The organism is Butyricimonas synergistica DSM 23225, from assembly GCF_000379665.1.
Classification (GTDB): domain Bacteria; phylum Bacteroidota; class Bacteroidia; order Bacteroidales; family Marinifilaceae; genus Butyricimonas; species Butyricimonas synergistica.
Genome location: NZ_KB903359.1, coordinates 1,438,399 through 1,459,774, shown reverse-complemented (window position 1 = coordinate 1,459,774; position 21,376 = coordinate 1,438,399). Strand labels below are relative to the sequence as shown.

Annotated in this window: 18 protein-coding genes; 15 read left to right on the top strand and 3 right to left on the bottom strand. The window is 47.3% G+C overall.

Features of this window, described 5'->3' with window-relative positions; translation table 11 throughout:
* Positions 1 to 173: 173 nt before the first annotated feature.
* Genes hisG through hisIE form a run of 8 tightly spaced genes read left to right on the top strand, consistent with a single transcriptional unit; the run spans position 174 to position 7,218 of the window.
* On the top strand, positions 174 to 1,031 hold the full coding sequence (gene hisG, locus A3CY_RS0106380; protein ID WP_018337079.1) for an ATP phosphoribosyltransferase: 858 nt from the start codon (positions 174 to 176) through the stop codon (positions 1,029 to 1,031).
* A gap of 49 nt (positions 1,032 to 1,080) precedes the next feature.
* Positions 1,081 to 2,361: a histidinol dehydrogenase gene (gene hisD, locus A3CY_RS0106375; RefSeq protein ID WP_026207383.1), complete on the top strand. Its 1,281-nt coding sequence runs from the start codon at positions 1,081 to 1,083 to the stop codon at positions 2,359 to 2,361.
* A 12-nt stretch (positions 2,362 to 2,373) separates the two neighbouring features.
* Positions 2,374 to 3,405 carry a histidinol-phosphate transaminase gene (gene hisC / locus A3CY_RS0106370; RefSeq protein ID WP_155828198.1) on the top strand — a complete coding sequence of 344 codons (1,032 nt, stop codon included), beginning with the start codon at positions 2,374 to 2,376 and terminating at the stop codon, positions 3,403 to 3,405.
* Positions 3,406 to 3,413: 8 nt separating this feature from the next.
* Positions 3,414 to 4,514: a bifunctional histidinol-phosphatase/imidazoleglycerol-phosphate dehydratase HisB gene (gene hisB, locus A3CY_RS0106365; RefSeq protein ID WP_018337076.1), complete on the top strand. Its 1,101-nt coding sequence runs from the start codon at positions 3,414 to 3,416 to the stop codon at positions 4,512 to 4,514.
* 30 nt (positions 4,515 to 4,544) lie between these two features.
* Positions 4,545 to 5,129, top strand: a complete 585-nt coding sequence (gene hisH / locus A3CY_RS0106360) for an imidazole glycerol phosphate synthase subunit HisH (RefSeq protein WP_040371282.1) — start codon at positions 4,545 to 4,547, stop codon at positions 5,127 to 5,129.
* A gap of 5 nt (positions 5,130 to 5,134) precedes the next feature.
* Positions 5,135 to 5,833 carry a 1-(5-phosphoribosyl)-5-[(5-phosphoribosylamino)methylideneamino]imidazole-4-carboxamide isomerase gene (hisA, locus tag A3CY_RS0106355; RefSeq protein WP_040371496.1) on the top strand — a complete coding sequence of 233 codons (699 nt, stop codon included), beginning with the start codon at positions 5,135 to 5,137 and terminating at the stop codon, positions 5,831 to 5,833.
* Positions 5,834 to 5,842: 9 nt separating this feature from the next.
* Positions 5,843 to 6,595 (top strand): imidazole glycerol phosphate synthase subunit HisF, encoded by a 753-nt coding sequence (gene hisF, locus A3CY_RS0106350; protein ID WP_026207380.1) that lies wholly within the window; start codon positions 5,843 to 5,845, stop codon positions 6,593 to 6,595.
* Between the two features lie 11 nt (positions 6,596 to 6,606).
* Positions 6,607 to 7,218 carry a bifunctional phosphoribosyl-AMP cyclohydrolase/phosphoribosyl-ATP diphosphatase HisIE gene (gene hisIE, locus A3CY_RS0106345; RefSeq protein ID WP_018337072.1) on the top strand — a complete coding sequence of 204 codons (612 nt, stop codon included), beginning with the start codon at positions 6,607 to 6,609 and terminating at the stop codon, positions 7,216 to 7,218.
* Here the strand turns inward: hisIE and A3CY_RS0106340 are convergent.
* The 3 genes from A3CY_RS0106340 to purE all read right to left on the bottom strand — a co-directional run bounded on the left by A3CY_RS0106340 (position 7,215) and on the right by purE (position 12,327).
* Complete coding sequence (locus A3CY_RS0106340) at positions 7,215 to 9,269, bottom strand: helix-hairpin-helix domain-containing protein (protein ID WP_018337071.1); 2,055 nt, start codon at positions 9,267 to 9,269, stop codon at positions 7,215 to 7,217. The genes hisIE and A3CY_RS0106340 overlap by 4 nt on opposite strands.
* A 314-nt stretch (positions 9,270 to 9,583) precedes the next feature.
* Positions 9,584 to 11,752 (bottom strand): RagB/SusD family nutrient uptake outer membrane protein, encoded by a 2,169-nt coding sequence (locus A3CY_RS0106335; protein WP_018337070.1) that lies wholly within the window; start codon positions 11,750 to 11,752, stop codon positions 9,584 to 9,586.
* A 68-nt stretch (positions 11,753 to 11,820) separates the two neighbouring features.
* Positions 11,821 to 12,327 (bottom strand): 5-(carboxyamino)imidazole ribonucleotide mutase, encoded by a 507-nt coding sequence (gene purE, locus A3CY_RS0106330; RefSeq protein WP_018337069.1) that lies wholly within the window; start codon positions 12,325 to 12,327, stop codon positions 11,821 to 11,823.
* A 104-nt stretch (positions 12,328 to 12,431) separates the two neighbouring features.
* Here purE and A3CY_RS0106325 point away from each other — a divergent pair, with 104 nt between their 5' ends.
* The 7 genes from A3CY_RS0106325 to ubiE all read left to right on the top strand — a co-directional run bounded on the left by A3CY_RS0106325 (position 12,432) and on the right by ubiE (position 21,307).
* On the top strand, positions 12,432 to 12,971 hold the full coding sequence (locus tag A3CY_RS0106325; RefSeq protein WP_026207379.1) for a phosphoribosyltransferase: 540 nt from the start codon (positions 12,432 to 12,434) through the stop codon (positions 12,969 to 12,971).
* Positions 12,972 to 13,050: 79 nt separating this feature from the next.
* A complete protein-coding gene (obgE, locus tag A3CY_RS0106320; protein ID WP_018337067.1) occupies positions 13,051 to 14,052 on the top strand; it encodes a GTPase ObgE in 1,002 nt (333 codons plus the stop codon).
* A gap of 178 nt (positions 14,053 to 14,230) precedes the next feature.
* A complete protein-coding gene (locus A3CY_RS0106315) occupies positions 14,231 to 15,274 on the top strand; it encodes a DUF2776 family protein (protein WP_018337066.1) in 1,044 nt (347 codons plus the stop codon).
* 182 nt (positions 15,275 to 15,456) lie between these two features.
* Entirely contained in the window at positions 15,457 to 17,400 is a 1,944-nt protein-coding gene (locus A3CY_RS0106310; RefSeq protein WP_169503571.1) for a DUF3857 domain-containing protein, read from the top strand.
* A complete protein-coding gene (locus A3CY_RS0106305; protein WP_018337064.1) occupies positions 17,397 to 19,271 on the top strand; it encodes a DUF3857 domain-containing protein in 1,875 nt (624 codons plus the stop codon). The genes A3CY_RS0106310 and A3CY_RS0106305 overlap by 4 nt, the downstream gene beginning before the upstream one ends.
* 112 nt (positions 19,272 to 19,383) lie before the next feature.
* On the top strand, positions 19,384 to 20,583 hold the full coding sequence (locus A3CY_RS0106295; RefSeq protein ID WP_026207378.1) for a hypothetical protein: 1,200 nt from the start codon (positions 19,384 to 19,386) through the stop codon (positions 20,581 to 20,583).
* 31 nt (positions 20,584 to 20,614) lie between these two features.
* On the top strand, positions 20,615 to 21,307 hold the full coding sequence (gene ubiE, locus A3CY_RS0106290) for a bifunctional demethylmenaquinone methyltransferase/2-methoxy-6-polyprenyl-1,4-benzoquinol methylase UbiE (RefSeq protein ID WP_018337061.1): 693 nt from the start codon (positions 20,615 to 20,617) through the stop codon (positions 21,305 to 21,307).
* Positions 21,308 to 21,376 lie beyond the last annotated feature (69 nt).

The window sequence follows — 21,376 nt, the reverse complement described above, 5'->3', positions numbered from 1 at the left end:
ACATCATATGCATCATCATTGCCATCACTGTATTCAGGTGAGATGATGCTGTTGTGCTGTAATTAGAGATAAAGAAAGTATAAACGAGCTCGCCTGGATCAGGCGGGCTCGTTTTGTTTTTTTCGATTCATGTAGCCTTTCCGGATTCAGAGCGACGATAAAATCGAGTAGAGATGATAAAATTGAAAGTCGCGATTCAGAAGTCAGGACGTTTGAACGAGGATTCCCTCGAGTTGTTGAAGGAGTGTGGGATTTCCATTAATAACGGGAAAGACCAGTTGATGGCACAAGCCTCTAATTTTCCTTTGGAGGTACTTTATTTACGAAATTCGGATATTCCTCATTACGTGGAGGATGGGGTGGTAGATTTGGCGATTATCGGGGAGAACACGGTGATCGAGAAACGGGCGAATGTCTCGAAATTGTTGGATTTGGGTTTCTCGGGGTGCCGGGTGTCGATAGCGATACCGAAGTCGGAGGAGTTCACGGGCTTGGAGTGGTTACATGGAAAAAGGATAGCCACGTCGTACCCGAATACGTTGAATGATTTTTTGCAGCAGAATAATATACAAGCGGAAGCGCACGTGATCACGGGATCGGTTGAGATTGCCCCGGGGATCGGGTTGGCGGATGCGATCTGTGACATCGTGAGTTCGGGGAGTACGCTGTTCAAGAATGGGTTGACGGAGGTGTACACGCTGTTTAAGTCGACGGCGGTGTTGGTGGCTAATCCTGATTTGGACGAGGAGAAACGGGCGTTGTTGGAACAGTTGATCTTCCGGATTAAGGCGTTGTTGGCGGCAAAGTGTAACAAGTATATTTTGTTGAATGCACCGGAGGAGAAGCTGGAAGAGATTTGCCGGGTGCTGCCGGGAGTGAAGAGCCCGACCGTGATGCCGTTGCGGATGAAGGGATGGTACTCGCTCCATTCGGTGGTGAACGAGAATCGTTTTTGGGAGTCGATCGGGGCTTTGCGAGCCGCGGGGGCGGAAGGGATTCTGGTGGTGCCGATAGAGAAGATGATCGAGTAATTCTGTGATTTAGAGATTGATGATGAAGTGATTAAAAAAATGTAAGATGATGAATAAGATATTGTATCCGAGGAAAGAAGATTGGGCGAAAGTGTTGGAACGTCCGGTAAATAAGGGAGAAGATTTGGAAAAGGTATGTCGGGCGGTGTTCGACGAGGTGGCACGTGACGGGGATGAGGCTTTGAGGAAATACACGTGGTATTTTGACCGGGTGAAATTGGAGGGGTTCGAGGTGACGGAGGAGGAATTCGAACAGGCGGAACGGGAAGTGCAGGCGGATTTGAAGGAAGCTATCCGTTTGGCAAAAGAGAATATAGAGCGGTTTCACGAGGCGCAAGTGTCGGGAGTGAGTGAATACGTGAACGAGAATGGTTTTCGCTGCTGGCAGGAGGCAAGGGCTATCGACCGGGTGGGGTTGTACGTGCCGGGCGGGAGTGCCCCGTTGTTTTCGACCGTGTTGATGTTAGCGGTGCCCGCCCGTATCGCGGGATGTAGGGAAGTGGTGGTTTGTACGCCTCCGGGACGGGATGGACGGGTGAATCCGGTTATCTTGTGGACGGCTCGGTTTTGTGGAGTGAAGCGGGTGTATAAGGTTGGTGGGATACAAGCGATCGCGGCGCTGACGCTGGGGACGGGGACGATCGCCCGGGTGGATAAGATTTTCGGACCGGGCAATCGGTTCGTGACCGCGGCAAAGCAAATGGCGGGACGCTATGGAGTGGCGATTGATATGCCGGCAGGTCCTTCCGAATTGATGATCGTGGCGGACGGGACGGCTTGTGCCCGTTTCGTGGCGGCGGATTTATTGTCACAGGCGGAGCACGGACCGGATAGCCAGGTGGTGCTGGTGACTTGCGTGGAGGGATTGGTTGAAGAAGTTGAAAAGGAATTGCAAAAACAATTGGAGGTATTGCCCCGGAAGGCGATTGCGGAGGCGGCATTGAAGTGCTCGAAATACGTGGTGTTGGGCGATCGGGAGGAATGCGTGGAGATGGCAAATCTTTACGCACCGGAGCACTTGATGTTGTGTGTGGAGGATTATATGGCATGGGTGCCGAAAATCCGGAACACAGGGTCTGTCTTTTTAGGAAATTATTCGACGGAGAGCGCGGGGGACTATGCTTCGGGTACGAATCACACGTTGCCCACGAACGGGTATGCCCGGGCGTATAGCGGGGTGGGGGTCGATTCGTTTATGAAGAAGGTCAGTTTTCAAGAGATTCGCCCCGAAGGATTGGCTTATTTGGGAAAGACGATAGAGATCATGGCGGATAACGAGAACTTGACGGCGCACGGGAATGCTGTACGAATTAGGGTTGAAACTTTATAAACAGGCATGAAGATGGAGTTTGAGAATTTAGTAAGGGATAATATACGGGAGTTGCAGGCGTATTCTTGTGCACGGGAAGAGTTCGAGGGAAGGGATGCTGTGTTGTTGGACGCGAACGAGAACCCGTACGTGACGGAGTATAATCGCTACCCGGATCCGTACCAGCGGGAGTTGAAACAAAGGATTGCCGGGTTGAAGGGGATTGATGAGGCACGTTTGGTGTTGGGGAACGGGAGCGACGAGTTGATAGATATGTTGATACGGACGGTTTGCGTGCCGGGGCGGGATAACGTGGTAGTGTTTTCTCCGGGGTACTCGATGTACGAGGTGAGTGCCCGGGTGAATGATACGGAGGTGCGGGACTTGGCGTTGGATGATGATTTTATGCCGGAATGGGAAGGTTTGTGGGGACGGGTGGACGAGCGGACGAAGATTATCTTTTTTTGTACCCCGAACAATCCGGTAGGGAACGTGTTGCCGTTGGAGAAGATTCGGGAGGTGGCTTTGCGGTTTGGCGGGGTGGTCGTGGTCGATGAGGCGTATATAGATTTCGCGGAAGGTCCCTCGGCAACAAGTTTGTGGGGTGAATGTCCGAACGTGGTGGTGTTGCAGACACTATCGAAAGCGTGGGGACTTGCCGGGTTGCGAGTGGGGATATGTATGGCGGACCCGGGGTTAGTGAAGTATTTGAACAAGGTGAAGCCGCCTTATAATATCGGTTCGGTGACACAGCGTAAAGCGTTGGAGGTTTTGCGGGAGGAAGAAGCGTTTCGGGCTAAGGTACAGGAAATTAAACGGGAGAGAGAACGTGTCGTGGTTGCGTTGCGAGGAATGCCTTGCTTTGAGCGTGTGTATGATTCGGAGGTGAACTTTCTTTTGGCGTGTACTCCACGTTACCGGGAGTTGTACGAGTACTTGTTGGCGGGAGGCGTTGTTGTCCGGGTACGTCATATTCCCCCTCGCTTGATAGGTGGGTTGCGAATCACGATAGGGACGAGAGCGGAAAATGATTTGCTGATTCGGAGATTAAAGGATTTTAGATGACATGATTTATGAAGAAGATATTATTTATAGACAGGGACGGGACAATAATAGAAGAACCGCCCGGTGATTGTCAAGTGGATAGTATGTCTAAACTGGCATTCGTGCCGGGAGTGATCGGGGCATTGCGGGAGTTGGCGAGGGATACGGATTATCGGTTGGTGATGGTGAGCAATCAGGATGGCTTGGGAACAGAGCGTTTTCCCGTGGAATCGTTTTTACAGCCTCACGAGTTTATGTTACGGACGCTGGCGGGGGAAGGAGTGGTTTTTGATGAGGTGTTGATTGACGAGAGTATGCCGGAGGATGAATCTCCGCGGAGGAAGCCGGGGACGGGTATGGTTGAGAAGTATCTCGGTAAGGATTTGGACAGGGAACATTCTTACGTGATCGGTGATCGGTGGACGGATATGCAGTTGGCTGAAAATATGGGAATACGGGGAATTTATTTCGGCGAAAAGGCTCCCGAGGGGAAAACCGTGGCGTTTTCTTCCGTGTCATGGGGAAAGATAGCCCGTTATTTGAAAAAAGGATGCCGGCAGTCCGCGATGGAGAGAAAGACCGCGGAAACGGAGGTGAAGATTGCGCTTGATCTGAATGGTTCCGGGCAGGGGGATGTACGGACGGGCTTGGCTTTTTTCGATCATATGTTGGAACAGGTCGTGAGGCACGGGGGAATAGATATGGTTGTTGCCGTGAAGGGGGATTTGCAGGTTGACGAGCATCACACGATAGAGGATACTGCCATCGTGCTGGGGAATTGTTTTGCCGAGGCACTGGGGAGTAAGAAAGGTATCGGGCGATATGGTTTTGCTTTGCCTATGGACGAGGCGAAAGCCGAGGTGCTGCTTGATTTCGGGGGACGGTGTTGGTTGGAGTGGAACGCGGAGTTTGCCCGGGAGTACGTGGGTGATTTTCCGACGGAGATGACAAAGCATTTTTTTGCATCCTTCTGTCAAGGGGCAAAATGCAATCTTCACGTGACGGCGAAGGGCGAGAACACGCATCACACGATAGAGGCAATCTTCAAGGCATTCGGGCGCTGCTTGCGGATTGCCGTAGTGCAAGGAGAAGGAGGCGAGTTGCCGTCAACGAAAAACGTAATTGATTAGGTGATTTAGTGATTTACGATTAGGTTTGAAATGAAAAAGGTTGTTATAATAGAGTACGGGGCGGGGAATTTGTTTTCGGTGAAGACTGCCTTACGGAGATTGGGGTATGAGGCGGTGAGCAGTGCCGAGGCGGATGTCATACGGGGGGCGGATCGGGTGATTTTTCCGGGAGTGGGGCAAGCGGCGGCTGCCATGCGGCAGTTGAGTGCGGTGGGATTGGATACGGTGATTCCGTCTTTGCAGGTCCCGGTGTTGGGGATATGTTTGGGTATGCAGATGATGTGCGAGTCCTCGGAAGAAGGGGACACGGAAGGGCTGGGCATCTTTCCGTTGCGGGTGCGGGAATTCGGACGGGAGAGTAAGGTGCCACACATGGGATGGAATGAGATACACGGGTTGAAGGATTCGTTGTTCGCGGGCGTGGAGGGAGGAGAACGGGTTTATTTCGTTCACTCTTTTTATGTTCCGGTGTGCGAGGGCACGATAGCCACGTGTGATTATCAACGGGAGTTTAGTGCTGCCATTCGGAAAGATAATTTCTGGGGATGTCAGTTTCACCCGGAAAAGTCTGCCGGGGTTGGAATGCAAATACTTGAAAACTTTTTAAAATGGTGAATGATATGGAAAAGAAAATAACGGTTATCCCGGCAATAGATCTTATCGAGGGGAAGTGTGTGCGGTTGATGCAGGGGGATTACGAGAGCCGCAAGGTATATTATGACGACCCGTTGGAGGCGGCATTGCGTTTCGAGTCGGCGGGTATGGAGAGATTGCATCTCGTGGATTTGGACGGGGCGGCGGCTTCCCGGGTGATGAATGCCGGGGTGTTGGAAAGGATATGTAAACATACCCGGTTGCGAGTGGATTTTAGTGGCGGGATAAAGAGTGATGATGATATTTGCCGGGTATTCGACGCGGGAGCTTCATTCGTCTGTCTTGGGAGTATGGCACAGCAGGATCGGCGGAAAACGACGGAATGGTTGGAACGTTATGGGCGTGAACGAGTGATTGTCGGGGCGGATATCCGGAATAATAAGGTGTATATCAACGGGTGGAAACGGGAAACGGAAACGACGGTATTCGAGTTGGTCGAGTGGTATAGACCGATGTTAAAATACTTGATGTGTACGGATATCGAGCGGGATGGGATGTTGGCAGGAGTCGCATTGCCGTTGTACCGGGAGTTATTGGCTCGTTTCCCGGAATTGACATTGATCGCTTCCGGTGGCGTGAGTTCAAAGGAGGACGTGGAGGCTTTGGCTGAAATCGGGGTTGCAGAGGTGATCGTGGGAAAGGCTTTGTATGAATTTAAAATCTAAAATGTAATGGTGTTGGCAAAGAGAATAATACCTTGTCTGGATGTGAAGGACGGGAGAACGGTAAAAGGGGTGAATTTCGAGAATTTGCGGGATGCGGGGAATATCGTGGAGCTTGCCGGGCGCTATTCGGCAGAGGGGGCGGATGAATTGGTATTTTTGGATATAACGGCGAGTAGCGATAGGAGGCGAACGATGTTGGAGTGGGTGGAGGAGGTGGCACGGGAAGTGAATATCCCGTTTACCGTGGGAGGGGGAATAGCGTCGGAGAGGGATGTCGAGGCGTTGTTGCGGAGGGGAGCGGATAAGGTGTCCGTGAATTCGAGCGTGTTGGCGGAGCCGGGGTTGATTGATCGGTTGGCGGCGGCATTCGGACGGCAATGTGTGGTGGTGGCGATAGATGCCCGGCAAAGCGAGGGAGGCTGGCGGGTGTATAGCCATGGTGGTCGGGTAGAAACGGAACGGGAGCTTTTCTCGTGGGCTCGGGAGGTTGAAGATCGAGGTGCCGGGGAGATTCTGTTCACGTCGATGGATCACGACGGTACACACCGGGGATTTGCTTGTGATGCCGTAGCCCGGTTGGGGGAACTGGTGCGAGTGCCCGTGATTGCTTCCGGGGGGGCGGGGTGTATGGAAGATTTTTACGAGGCGTTTGTCCGGGGAAAGGCGGATGCCGTGCTGGCGGCGGGAGTATTCCATTTCGGGCAGATCGGGATACCGGAATTGAAATGTTATTTGAAAGAAAAAGGAATTGTAGTACGTTAAATATAAAAGAGATGATCGAGATAGAGAAATTGAAGTTTGATGCTGCCGGGTTGATCCCGGCGATCGTGCAGGACGCTAACACCCGGGTGGTGTTGATGCAGGGATACATGAATGCCGAGTCGGTTGCCGAAACGTTGCGATCGGGGAAGGTTTGCTTTTTCAGCCGTTCCCGCCAACGCTTGTGGACGAAAGGCGAGGAAAGCGGGAATTTTTTGTACGTGAAAGAGATACTTGCCGATTGTGATGCCGATTCGTTGCTGGTGAAAGTGGAACCTGCCGGACCCACTTGCCACACGGGAAGCGACACGTGCTGGGGGGAAGTGAACCGGGCGAGTGATTTCCTGCATTATTTGCAATGCTATTTGCAGAAGCGTAAAAATGATTCGCCGGAGGTGTCGTACACGGCACGATTGATAGGTCGAGGCATCAACAAAGTTGCGCAGAAGGTCGGTGAGGAAGCCGTTGAGTTGGTGATCGAGGCAAAAGATGATAATGAAGAATTGTTTTTGAACGAGGCGGCAGATTTGATGTATCACTATATTGTATTGCTTATCGCTAAAGGGTACACGTTGGAAGATGTGGAACGTGTTCTGGAAAAACGGCACAAGTATGAGAGGGGCTAAATCTTGATTCTTATTTGGAAAGTAAGGTCGAATAGCTTGTTATCGTCCACTCGCGAGAGCGAGGAACTGATGAGCGTCTTGTCCGGGTAGTACGTGATGCCTGTTTTCAAGTAGAGCGTGATATTGCGATTCGGCTTCCAGTTGATATTCACGTAGGAACGGATTCCCCGGTCTTGATAGGCGGGGAAGGAATAGCCATAGAGGACGTTGTGTTCGTAGGCGTAGACGCGGGCATTATAACCGTCGGTGTCGAAATAGGCGAAACGGAATTGTGCTTTGAAGTTTTCTTTCAAGGACGTGTACGCGAAGTCTTGATAGACGAGGAATCCGGATTCTTTCTTTTCTTGTTTGGTGTAGCGGGCGTGAGTGGCTCTGCTTTGCAGTTTGAAATGACGGGGAAAGGTATAAATAAATTGAAGCCTGTATTCTTGTTTGACCCGTGTGACGGAAATGAGTTTTTCTGCCTTGTAGTCTTCGGGTTTGCCCTCGTGTTTGAAGCGAAAGTTACATTCCCAACGGGAATGGGAGTAAGTGAGTTCTCCGGCAAATTCATTTCCATTTCCGGGGAGGCTTGCTTGATAACGGGGAGCGAAGAAGCGGAAATAGTCGTAATAAGCATTTAATTTCAGATTCCGGAAAGGGGTGCTTTCAACACCCACGTACACGCCTTCCTCGTTTGAGGTATTGGAATATTCGGCAAACCCGCTGTTGTAGTGAGAGCGGAAACGCTTGTCGTAGCGGCGGTAAAGGATACATAGTGCTACCGGGAGGAACCCCGTGTAACGCAAGCCGTCGATCGTTGCCCACGAGCCATTGTTACTTCGTGCCGTTTCCCCGAACAGGAAGAAGTGGCGGACTCCCGTTTTATAGTCTATGCTGACGAGCGTGCGATGGCGTCCCGGGTCGTTGTATTGCTGGTAGGCGGCTTTCCCGATGGCAAGTGCCGGGGAGAAGTTGTAGTGTAGAATTTGTATCCCTGCCCGGAAATAACGGTGATTGAAGCGGGTGGATAGTCCGGTGGTGAATTCTTTCAGCGTGTGTTTCTTTTCCAGTTCCAGCGTGTTGCGGTGATACCCTGTTTCGTGAAGCGTGGCTGTTTGCACGGCTTCCGGGGAGAGGGTGTCCGTCGCAAGAAGGTTGCCGTCGGTCTTTTTGTAGGAGATAAAGATTTCTGTTGTTAGGTCCCGCGAGGGTTGTAGGCTGAGAGCACCTCCTCGGAGAAAACGATTTTCGTCCGTGGAGAAGTAAGGCATGATGCCGTTGCCTGATTTTTCATTGCCGAGTGCGGCTGACGATTTGCCGGAAGAGAATCCGCCCCAGGCGATTAATCCTTGTCCCCATTGTATTTTATAGTCCCCGATACATATTTTCTGAACGACCTTGCCCGGTGTGAAATAGAGATGGGCGGAGAGAAAGTCGAATCCGGTTTTCTGGTTTTTCGTGAAATAATTCTCCCCGGCATCATTTTCCAAAGTAATGCCTCCTTGCCAGCGAGTGCCGGCATTTGTCTTGTATTTCAGTAGCGTGCTCACGGGTGGTCCTTGAAAGCGGTTTCGCTTTTTCGTGAGATAATCTTTTTCATACACGAAGGCATCCCGGCTGTATCGCTTGTAGCCTGCCTGTTTGGGACGAGTTGTTTTGACACGGGCTAGTATTTCGTGGTGTAACCGTGGGAAACGGGTTGCTCCGGGAGTGTATGCCCCGATGCGGATAAAAGGTTTGATGTTCTCCCAATCCCTTGTACCGATGCCTGTAACTAATAGCACCTCGTTCGGGTGCATGAATGCACCATGCTTTTCCCTAAATTCCAGTAGGTTATCAATCTGAGTGTCTGATAGGAAAAAGAGCATTTTCAAGCTATCGAAAGGAGCCGAATTGATGTTTATAGGATGGGCAGCCAGATTCAGTAAAGTTGCCACGATGTCCTCGTAATAGCCTTCGGAAGCCTCCACGTCATTGTCTTGCAATAACTTCTCGATGTCCGTGATTTCCTGCGCGTGGAGGAAAAACGGGAATACAAGTAACACACCGAAAAGTAACGTTTTACACATCCTTTGAAATTTTCGTTATTAATGCACGACGGCAGCTGTGTAGCTATGTTTTCAAAGATATATAATATTTGTAATATAAGTTCGTATTTTTATGATTTTTTTATTCTTCGTATGTATAAAGAACGTTCAATGATCTTCATTTTATAAGTTATACTTGATGAATGATACAAATACAAGGAATTTGTAAGTTATAACTTATAAAACAGGAGAAAAAGTGAGTTTTATCAAGTATGATTGATAGAAATCTTTAGTATTCTTGTGAATAAAAATAATCCTCTAAAATTCAATGAAGAGATTTTAGAGGATTAATTTTTTTACCACATAATATATTCATAATGTTGTGTTAGTGCGGGATTCATCTCTAATTCCCGCATTGGAATCGGAAGTACAGTATGAGGTTTGTCTATGCCGAGCGTTTCCTTGATTAGTTTATTTCGTTTTAGAAAAAAGAAATAAGAAAATTCTCCGGGAACCTCGTTTTTCCATGTTTGAATTAATTCAGCCATGAAATTATCCGATGTGATACTATGAGTTTGGGGTCGTTCCTGTATTTTTGAAAGATAAGATATTGCTTCAGGTATATTCCCAAGATGATACTCGCATTCTGCTGCTAATAAAAAGACTTCCGTGTAGCGTAATACCGGGAGATATTTATTAGATTCGATAAGTTTTGAATATAACATATCTTGAGTTTGAGGTAAAGAAAAGATCAGTTCTTCATCTCGGTTGTTCAAGGCTGAATGACGTGAACTACTAAGTGTGTATTGTTTACAGGAAATGATATCTTTCAATAAATTGAGAGCATTCGTGTAATTACCTGTTTCCATGTATATCTTAGCTAATAAAGTTTGAGGTATAGCTTTGGAAACAGCAATTTGGTTATTGTTTTTCACTGCTGGGAATAATTCGATACATTTTTCAAGTTCCAATCTCAAATGTTCATATATCTCATTTGCCGGGATTTTAGGAAGTGAACTTTCAATAGCACTTGTTGTTTTATAGGGAATTGCTTCAAATAGGCACACCATCTGGTAATAGACCATTGCTCTGATATTCTTGAACATGGATTCGATATAAACAGAACGGTCTTTGATGGCATCGATGAGAACATTTGTGGTTGCGATGGTCGCATATGCTTGCTTCCAAATGTCATATACGATACTGTTCTCGCTGTTTAACGTGTGATTATATATTTCTTGCCATGCTTGATTTTCGTTCGGGAGATAGCATCGAGAGAATAGAGCTTCCGTGGAGAACGTGTAATTAAACGTCTTAGAAAGTTCTGGTATCAACATATCGTATATTTCTGACGATGGATCTTCTATTTTCGTGTTATCCCCTTCTTGTTGAAGAACAAGGCTGGTAGAGATATTACCATCATAGCTATACAGCGTGATGGTGGCGTCCTGCATGAAAAATGAAGGACTGGGTTCGATATTTAGGATCAAATAGTTGTCTTCGGATAAGGATTTTTGAAATGTGATAGGCGTTGGGTTTATGATCGGATTTTCGGGGATGATTACTTCAGGGATTGTCCCTCCCGGTAAATTGAACGTGTAAGGTATCGTTGTGTTTATTTTTACTCTATATTTTCCGCCATTTATACCGATTTTGAGAGTATCTGTTTCAAATTCTAGTAATTTCTCTTGATTTTTATCACCTAGTTCATTACCTGCAATCCCATCGTTATCCCAATCGATATAATATGATAAATCAGGTATTGAAATTTCTTTGTTTAATGATTGATAACGTTCTATGATATTATCTGCTATTCGGGAAAGATTAAGATTATAGCTATTTTCGAGTAATTCTTTTTTGTGGTTGGCAGAGAAAGTTCCTGTGTTTTTAAATTCTTGGCTTAAGTCTGTGATGTATTCTGTAAATTCAGCATCAGATTTATTTTGCAATAGCATCGAAGAGGCAATGATCAAAGCTCCAGCTTCATCTGTGCCGCTCGTGATGGAAAATGAGGAAACATCTTTATTTGCATATTCTTGAAGGGCGAAACATGTGAGTATTTCTGTTTGAGCTTGTCGGTTTGCCTCTTTGAAGATTTTTTGATTCTCTTGAATGAGATGTCGTACCCGGTCTTGTTTCAAATGGGTTAATACATTGAGATTGACAGAAGAGTTATCGGATAAGTCAACAAGTGCCTTCAATGAAATTTGTCCTTGTGATAATTCTCCTTGTATTTCGTTAAAATAGTAGCCGTCGGCGGTAAGTAAAGCATAGGGCGATTCTAATTCAAGAGAGCCGAAATTGAAATTTCCTTCAGCGTCAAGTATTGTTGCCGAATAAGAATCACCGGTAAAGACAAATTTTGAATTTAGAGTTTGTAGTGTGATTTTTGAACCTTTTACAAAAGGTCCTTTCTCGACTTTACCTTTTATGTCGTAATTTTCGTTCTGGGACTCGTTTTTTTCATCAGTGCAGGATGTGCATAAGAAACAAAGTAGAATGAAAAGTATGGTATAGAATTTCATGGGGCATTTTATAAAAACTGATACCGGAATTTTCTACAAATTTCGGTATCAGATAAGTGAAAAAATAATCAATTCGTCTTGTAATCGTATTTTACTTTTGCCAATTCATTGTTGGCGTCAACGATTTTCTTTTTCAAGGATTCCTTGAAGTCAACGATTTTTGCTTTTAGCGAGTTGTCGCCCACGGCAAGGATTTGGGCTGCGAGGATTCCAGCGTTCATGGCTCCATTGATGGCTGTGGTGGCAACAGGGATGCCCGGAGGCATTTGTGCGATAGCCAGAAGTGCGTCCATGCCGTCGAGGGTGGCGTTGATAGGCACACCAATAACGGGAACGGGAGTCATGGCGGCGATTACACCTGGCAGGTGTGCAGCCATTCCGGCTCCGGCGATGATAACTTCAATGCCCCGGTTGCGGGCGCCTTTGGCGAACGTTTCCACTTCAGCCGGCGTGCGGTGAGCGGAGAGGGCGTTGATTTCAAAAGGTATGCAGAAGTCATTCAATACTTTTGCAGCTTTTTCCATAACGGGTAGATCAGAGGTGCTACCCATGATAATACTTACTTTTGGATCCATATTTTTACCGGATTTTAAATTCAAAGTTGTACTTTTGTGCAAAGTTAAATAAAAAAACGAATCCGGGGGACGAAAAGTCGTCAGTCGGGGGAAATATTTGTGATATGAAGAGAGTCAGGTTACGTGATCGGGAATTCCGTTTATTGATAGAGGCAGAGGTGATCGATCGGGAAATAGAGCGGGTCGCTAGACAGATGAACGAGGAGTTGGCGGGAGAATCACCTCTGTTTATAGGTGTCTTGAACGGGGCTTTTATGTTCGTGTCCGATCTGTTGAAACAGATCACCGTGGAAGGAACGGAAATCAGTTTCGTGAAGATCGCCTCGTATGATAAGCTCGTTTCCACGGGAAACGTGCAGAGTGTGATCGGGTTGAAAGAAGATATATCCGGGCGCACGGTGGTGATACTGGAAGATATGGTCGATACGGGAGAGTCGATGATATATTTGAAGCGAATGTTGGAGGAGAAACACCCGAAGCTGATAAAGATTGCTGCCATGTTCTACAAACCGGATGCGTTGCGGTATGATTTGACTCTTGATTACACGTGTATCGCCCTGGAGAAAGATTTCGTGATCGGGCGAGGCTTGGATTACGACGGTCTGGGACGCAATTTGCCGGACCTGTATACAATTGAAAATTGAAAATTGAAAATTGAAAATGACAGGGAAATGATGTCACTTTCAATTTGGAATCTAAAATTTAAAATCTAAAATTAATAAGATGGCATCAACGAACTTTGTCGATTACGTGAAAATTTTCTGTCGCAGTGGAGCCGGGGGACCGGGGTCAATGCATTTGCATCGGGATAAGCGTTCTGCTAAAGGTGGACCCGACGGGGGAAACGGAGGACGCGGAGGTCACGTGATTTTGCGGGGGAATCGTAATTACTGGACATTGATTCACCTGAAATTCCAACGCCACGTGTTCGCGGGGGATGGAGAGAGTGGAAGTGGAAATTTATGCACGGGAGCGGATGGCGAGGATATGATCGTGGATGTACCGCTCGGCACGGTGGCACGGGATGCCGACACGGGCGAAACGATCTGCGAGATCACGAGTGATGGAGAAATCGCGATTGCTGTGCAAGGGGGACGGGGTGGTCTTGGAAACTGGAATTTCCGTTCGGCAACTAATCAAACCCCTCGTTACGCGCAACCGGGAGAGCCTCGGGTGGAACGCTCGGTGATTCTGGAATTGAAAGTGCTTGCTGACGTGGGATTGGTGGGCTTCCCGAATGCAGGGAAATCTACTTTGTTGTCCGTGGTGTCTGCCGCGAAACCGGAAATTGCCAATTATCCGTTCACGACTTTGGTGCCGAATCTCGGAATCGTGAATTATCGGGACAACCGTTCTTTCGTGATGGCGGATATTCCCGGAATCATCGAGGGGGCACATCTCGGTAAAGGGTTGGGATTGCGTTTCCTGCGCCACATTGAGCGGAATTCGGTGTTGTTGTTTATGGTACCGTCGGATAGCAAGGATATTCACGAGGAATATCGTGTGTTACTGAACGAGTTGAAACAGTATAATCCCGAGTTATTAGATAAAAAGCGACTCTTGGCAATCACGAAATGTGATTATATCGACCGGGAACTGATGGCAGAAATGGAGCAAGACTTACCGGATATTCCTTATGTTTTCATTTCTTCCGTGACGGGAAGCGGGATCACGGAGTTGAAGGATATGCTGTGGAAGGTGCTGAATGAAGAAATTCGTGACTAAGAGATTTTGTGATTGCCGATTCCATGATTTTTGAGATATTTCAATCATCGAATCGGCAATCACCGGATCATTAGGTTTTTAAGACAGTCGCTGTCATCTTTTAATATCTTTTTGAAGGTTACGAGTAAACCGAATATGTAAAACGCCGTATATGCATAGGTATTAAAATGAATTACTTATGAATTACGGTATTAGTGTATTGTTTCGTTTGATTCCCTTGTTGATGGCATTGATTTGCTTCTTTTTCGGGGGGTATATTTTTGGCTATGGGAATGATGAAGCTCGTTGGGTGGCCGGACCGGTAGTATTTTCATTAGGAGTTCTTTGCTTGGCTCTATATGCCACAGCTGCCACGATTATTCGTCAATTGATCCACACGTACAATCCGGTGGTGAAGTATTTATTGCCCTGCATGGGGTATCTGTTCGCTTTGGGTACGATGATTTTGGGTATAACCCTGTTGAATATCGAGGAACCGCAGAATATGTTTGTACCGGGGCACGTGATATGCGGGGTGGCTTTGATTGCCGGTTGTATTTCGACGGCGGCAACTTCATCGACCAAGTTTACGTTGATTCCTGGAAATTCACATGGAACGAGTGATAAAATTAATCCGGCAGGTTTCTCTGCCACAACGGAATACACGCTGATTGGGATCACGGTTTTGTTTGCCCTCGTGGCGTGGGTATGGGCGATCGTGTTATTGTTCGGGGCGTCCGAGAGCGACCATCTGGTTGCGGGGAGCGTTATGGCTGGTTTGGCTTGTATCTGTACGAGTCTGATCGGTTTGGTTGCAAGTATCTCTCGTCAGATCAGGAATGATTACGGGGAAAAAGATAGAAGAAATTGGCCTAGATTGGTGTTTTTCATGGGAACTATCTGTATTGTAGGGGGGATTGTCGAGTTGTTGGCTACTGCGGCTCCCGTGAATACTACCGGTTTTATTTTGATTGGTCTTGGGCTGGTTTGTTTCAGTATTTCGAGTAAGATTCTTTTGTTGGCAAAGGTGTGGCGTCAGGAATGTAAGTTGGCGAACCGGATTCCATTGATTCCGGTGATGACAGCCTTGTTTGCCCTTTTCCTGGGAGCGTTCCTGTTCGAGGAGGCTTCGCTGGACAATGCTTTCTTTGTACCTTCCCGGGTACTGATAGGGTTGGGAGCGATCTGTTTCTCGCTGTTCTCTATTGTTAGTATTCTGGAAAGCGGTACTTCGAGCAAATAACTATACTTTCGGAGGTTTTGATTTGAGTTTATATTTCGTATCGTGAGGACTCGCTGCAAAGAGTTCTCACGATTTTTTTGCGTGCGTGCAAAATGCGGTAAGCCGATATTTTTCAGACGAATGTTTGAAAATTAGAATAAATTTAATATTTTTACGTCTGCTGCAAACTTAAATGAATGATTATGAAAAGGGCGATTCTAATTATCTTGTTTTTTCTTTTTGTATTCTCCGGGGTGGAGGCGGAGAAGATTAAATTTAAACCTATCACGAAAAAGGAATTGAATGTAGATAAATGTGATTTTTATCCGGAAGCGAAAGCCGTGATCCTGACGAAAGTGGGAGAAATTGATTTTCAGATGGATAAAAGCAGGCTGTTTTATCGTTATAGCGAAGGGGTGAGGATAAAAGTGTTGGATGACGACAAGAAAGATGTGGCTAACGTGAAGATCATGCTATATTCTCCCGAAAATAATCTGTCCGGACCACGGGAGAAAGTAAGTTATTTGAGCGGATTTACTTATAATCTGGAAAATGGTAATATAGTCAAGACGAAATTGGAGAAATCGAATATTTTTAGTAATCGTTTGAACGAGCATTGGGTGGAGATGAGTTTTGTATTGCCTAACGTGAAGAAAGGTTCCGTCGTTGAGTATAGTTTCATGAAAGAATCTTCTTATTTCACGAATTTGGAATCGTGGATATTCCAAGCGGATATTCCGACTTGTCACAATGAATTGACTTACACGATCCCGGAATATTTCTTCTTTCAGACCCGGATGCTGGGAAATATGCACGAGGTGGAACGCAAGGAAAGTTGGGTTTCCGATCTTATTGGGAACGAAACACTCCGGAGCCGCCGCACGAAGTTAATCGTGAAAGATCTTCCCCCGGTGGAGGACGAACCCTTCGTGAGTAACCCTTGTGATTTGCCTTTGCGGATGGAATTTCAATTGGTAAATATCGATATTCCGGGGCGGGTGATTCAGCAGATAGCCGGGTCATACGCGCAATTGAACAAGAAGTTACTGGAAAATGAATATTTCGGGAAAGCGGCAAACCGGGGTAATTTCCCGAAAGAGTTGTCGGAAAAAGTGGCGGGGATGGGCGATTTGGAAAAGGCGGATTATCTTTTTGAATGGATGAAGTCGACCGTCGCGTGGAACCGGAAATATGGTTTTATGCAATCGAAAACGTGGCGGGAATGCTTGCGGGATAAAGAAGGCGGGGTGGCAGATATTAATCTGGCGCTGACGTCATTGTTCCGTACGCACGGGTTGGAGGCTGACCCGTTGATATTGAGCACCCGCGGGAACGGTACCGTGCACCCCACTTACCCGAGTTTTGAAGATTTTGATTATGTCGTTTCCGTGGTGAGAATTGGGGATGAATTATATTACGCAGATGCAACTGCCCGTGTTCCTTTCGGGTTGTTGCCACCGCGGTGTCTGAATGGGGATGGCTGGCTCGTTTCTGCCTCGGGAGGAAATATGATGCCCTTGAAAGGACACGGGGGGAATGTTTGTGCGGTGTATTCGACCTTTCAGGTGAAAGACGGAAAGATAGAAGTAGAGATACAGGCGCAAGACAAGGAGTACGCCGCGTTGGCGGTATCGGAAAGATATTTGAAGGAAGGGAAAGAAAAGTTTGAAGATCAATTGCGTGACCGGTACACGGAATGGAGTTTCTCGGATTTTAAATATGATGCAGACAGGGATCAAGTCAATCAACGATTTAAATTGGAAAGACCTTGCGGGGACGCAGATGTGTTGTATATACAACCTTTCTTGTATGGTTTGGCGTCGGAACCTCTTTTCAAACGGGATAATCGTTCCGCTATCGTGGATTTCCCGTTCCATAGCAGGGAAACGATTTCAGTGACGATACTTGTTCCCGAGGGATACGAACCCGAGCCGCTACCGGAGGGATTGGCTTTTTTATTGAGTAGCAAGGGGGCTTTATTTACTTTTCAGGCTTTGGAAGGTTTGGGACGTATCACCCTTACCGTGTCGTTCGTGATGAAAAAATTGATGTACACTCCCCGGGAATACCCGGAGTTAAAAACTTTCTTTGATGAATACGCTAAGTTAGCGAAAACTATGATTGTACTAAAAAAGAAACAGGGATGAGATTTGCGGTATCGGTTTTATGGCTTTTGTGTGTAAGCCTTTCTGCTATCGCACAAAAGGAGTACGAGGGATTGAACGAGTACGTGATAAGCGACGTCATGCACTTCACGATATTGAATACGAAAGAATCCCGCCTGGAGCGTAAATACAAAGTTATGATATTGAATGATTTTGCGAAAGATTTGAATAAGATAACTTTGCATTACGATAAATTCACGAAGGTGGTGTCCTTGAAGGTGACGATAACGGGGCAGGACGGGAAAGTGATCCGGCGTTATAGTTTAAAGGATTGCCGTGATATGGTGGTTGATTACGCTTCCTTTTCTTCCGATTCGCGGGTAAAGTATCTGGACGTGGTGCACGGGCGTTATCCTTATATCTTGGATGTAGAGTACCGGATCGATGATAAAGGTTCTTTGTTTTATCCTGTCTGGAGCCCGATGGGCGACGAGAAGCAAGGGATAAAGAGTTCTACTTTCATCGTGTCCGACCCGCAGAACGTGGGATTCCGTTACCGGAACGGGAACGTGGAGGAACCCCGGAAAGAGGCGGAAGGGAACGGATTTCGTTATACATGGGACGTGCGGGATGTGAAATCTGTCACGATGGAACCTTTCAACGGGAACAAGGAGGACGTGTTGCCCGTGGTCTACCTGGCTCCCGTGAATTTCGAGATTGGCGGGTATAAGGGAAGCATGGAGAGTTGGGAGAAATACGGGATGTGGGCTTATATGCTTTGCACAGGAAAAGATGACCTGCGACCGGAGCAGGTGGCAGAAATTAAGAAGGAATGTGATGCCTTGCCCTCGGACAGGGATAAGGTGAGAGCCGTGTACCGCTATGTTCAGAAAAATACCCGTTACGTGAGTGTGCAGCTGGGTATCGGGGGATGGCAGCCGTTCGCTGCGTCACACGTGCATCAGAATAAGTTCGGGGATTGTAAAGCGTTATCCTTTTACACGTGTGCCTTGTTGAGGGCGGTGGGGATTCCGGCTTTTTACACGTTAATCCGTGCCGGTAGCGATATGGACGAGATACCGAAAGATTTTCCCACGTCACGTTTCAATCACGTGATCGTCACCGTGCCCCTTGAACGGGATACAATCTGGTTGGAATGTACCTCACAGTTTTCGCCCATGGGGTACATGGGCACGTTTACTTCCGACCGTTACGGTTTGTTGGTCGGGGAGGATGGCGGGCATCTGATACGTACCCGGAGGTACGGGGAAAATGATAACGTGCAGAAGACGAAGGTAGACGTGCGTCTGTTTGCTTCCGGGGATGCGGAGATGGATTTTTGTCGTGATTATTCGGGATTGGAGATCGAGAATGACGGTTTTGTACATTTATTAAATAAGTCGGAGGACGAAAAAAGGAAGTGGATACAGGATCACTCCGGTTTCGGGAATTTAGAGTTGAAGGATTACCGTTTTATGCCTCTTTCCGGGGATGAGGTGCCGCGGACGGGATACGAGATAAAGGGGCAACTTCGGGGATTTGCCACGATGTCGATGGGAAGATTGTTCCTGACTCCCTGCCGGTTCTCGAATATCGCGTATATCAAATTGACGGGGAAGGAACGTTTTTCCCCGATCATGGTGCGGTACCCTTATATTCAGGAGGATACCGTGCGGGTCACGATCCCCGAGGGGTATCGGGAGGAAGGGGGTATTGCCCCGCTATCTTTGGAAACCCCGTTTGGAGATTATCGGTTGGCGGTAAGGGTTCAAGGAGAGGAGATTTTCATCACGAGGCGGTTTTGTCTGAAAAAGGGTACTTACCCGAGAACGGACTACGATAAATTCAAGGATTTTATCACGAAGGTGCAATTGGCTGACCGCAGTCGGATGGTATTGGTTAAAAATGAATGAGTTTTTATGGGAAGGAGAATTTGAAAAACGGGATAAGTTTAATATATTTACTTCGTTATTGAGAGAATACGGCGGGGTGATATAAAGATCGGATCATTTAAAAAAAATCGGGATGAAAAGAATTGTTGTATGTGTTTTATTCCTCGCGTTGGGTGTCGGGATCAGTAAGGCTCAGCAAGCGGAAAACAAGGATTACGAGAAATTGAACCGGGAACTTCTGGAAACAGATCATTTCTGGAAGTTTATCAAACGGGGAAATTTTCCCACGGACATGACCTCTATCGTGATAGGACAGAACGTGTTGACACAGTTTATCACGATATTCCAGCATATTCAAGGAATATTGGTATGGGACGGTACTTACGGTATCCTGCCGACGAAGGATTTGCGGCAGACTTTGCAGGAAAAGGAGGGAAGCGTGGCGGATATTAATTTGATTCTATGCTCGTTGTTCCGGCAATGCGGGTTTGATGCTTTTCCTGTTATTCTGAACACGAGGGGAGAGGGGGAAATTCCCGCCCGGGAGCCGAAGTTCGGGGATTTCAATTATGTGGTGTGTATGGTAGAGGTGGAGGGATCGTTTCTCTTGTGCGATGCCACGGCAAGGACTCCTGTCGGGTTGCTGCCGGGGCGTTGCCTGAATCGGTTGGGCTGGCTCGTGAATGAAGAAGGGGGAAAGATGATTGACCTCACGAGTGTCGGGAAAGACCAAGTGCTTGTTTCGACGCTAATTAAAGTGAGCGGGAATAAAGTAAAACATAAAGTGGGAATCGTGGAGAAAGAGTATGCGGCGGTGCGGACTTTGGATAGGGTAGCCGAAATCGGTGAACTGGGACAGAAATCGGAAGTGAAATCTCTTTTCCCGGGATGGAGTTTCACGAAATTCAAGTATGATGCAGCCTCCAATATTGTTTCTAAGGAATTTGCCCTGCAGAAGGAAACGGGCGATTCCCGGAAAGTGGAGGTACAACCTTTGTTGACGGAGGGAATATTGCATCCCGTGGCAGTGCCGGATTTCTCGGGGAAACGAGTGGTATTTCCGGTAAAGGTCGTCAGAAGCAGCCACGTGGAGATGGAAGTTCCCAAGGGATACGTTGCCGTGTTGCCGGAGGCAATAGAGATGCGAATCCATCAGAATGGTGCTTTGTTGCGTTTTCAAGCCATGGAAAACATGGGAAAGATTATTGTATCGTTCACGTTGACAATAGATAAGCAAGTGTATTTGCCGGAAGAGTACCGGGAGTTGAAGGCTTTCTTGCAAATGTTAGACAAGGTATATCGGGAGGTTATTGCATTCGAAGCTAAAAAATGATTATTTTCGCCTCGAAATAAATGTAGAGATCATGGCAAAGAAAGAAAAGGTACAGGAGATGTTCAACGGGATCGCTCCCAAGTATGATTTGTTGAATCACCTGTTATCTATGGGTATTGACAAACGTTGGCGAAAAAAGGCGATGAAAGTTGTCGGTGCCGGGCGTAAAGATCTCGTGCTGGATATTGCTTGCGGTACGGGTGATTTTTCAATCGAGGCGTTGAAGCATGGCGTGAAACGGGTTATCGGTGCGGATATTTCCGAGAATATGCTGGTAGTTGCCCGGGAAAAAGCAAAGAATAAAGGATTGGAAGACCGATTGGATTTCCAGTACGGGGACAGCGAGAACCTGACGTTCGGGAATGGCACGTTTGATGCCGTGACCGTCGCTTTCGGGGTTCGTAATTTCGAACATCTGGAACGGGGGCTGACGGAGATGTTCCGGGTGTTGCGGCCGGGTGGGAAGGTGGTTATCCTGGAATTTTCCACGCCGGAGCGTTTCCCGATGAAGCAGTTATACAATTTTTATTTCAAGCATATCCTGCCCTTCGTGGGGGGTGTCATTTCCGGCAACCGCAAGGCGTACGAGTATTTGCCTGCCTCGGTTTTTGCTTTTCCCCAAGGCGAGAGATTCTTGGAAATCATGCGTCGTGCCGGTTACGCGAAGGTTTCCCAGCAACGGCTGACGTTCGGGATTGCCAGTTTATATATCGGGGAAAAATAAGACAGTTTTTTGAACCTGTAACTCTAACTGCTTGCAACCGTGAAGCCTGTCCGACTTTGACCGCTGTTT